Raw genomic sequence first — 616 nt, forward strand, 5'->3', positions numbered from 1 at the left:
TCAGCCTTCCTCGGCCAAAGTGACGATTCGTGAAAAAGTGTCGAAACGGTTTCCTGTCGGTGTTGAATTTTTCAATCGAAACAAAATGCCGGATGGCTATTCCGTTGGAGAACCGACTGTGAAACCAGATGCCGTGACGATTACCGGGGCGAAGGAACTAATCGACGAGATTGTGTTTGTCAAAGCCATCGTCGACTTAGATGGGGCGACGGAAACGCTGACGAGAGAAGCGCGCGTTCGGGTGTACGATCGACGGGGAAATGAGTTGGATATTGAGCCAGAGCCATCGTCGGTGGAAGTAACCGTGCCGGTGAAAAGCCCGAGCAAGACGGTGCCGGTTCAAGTGCGAACAACTGGGGAGTTGCCGGATGGTGTGCATCTTGTCAGCATCACGCCGGAGCCGGATCGAGTGACGATTTATGGACCGAAGGAAGTGTTGAACCATATTGACAAGCTGGAAGGATTGACCGTTGATTTGGACGATATTACGGATGATGCGACGGTAGAACTTGACGCTCCGCTCCCTGATGGCGCAAAAAGCGTCAACCCAGACAAAATCAAGGTCCATATTGATGTGGAAAAAGACGTCACGCAAACGTGGAAAGACGTGCCGATC

General features: G+C 51.8%; 1 protein-coding gene. It reads left to right on the forward strand.

What is annotated here, in order from left to right:
• The coding region (locus U1T56_RS24315; RefSeq protein WP_418162059.1) for a CdaR family protein at window positions 1-616 on the forward strand (616 nt) is incomplete at both ends.

The organism is Benzoatithermus flavus, from assembly GCF_037908215.1.
Taxonomy (GTDB): Bacteria; Pseudomonadota; Alphaproteobacteria; order Geminicoccales; family Geminicoccaceae; genus Benzoatithermus; species Benzoatithermus flavus.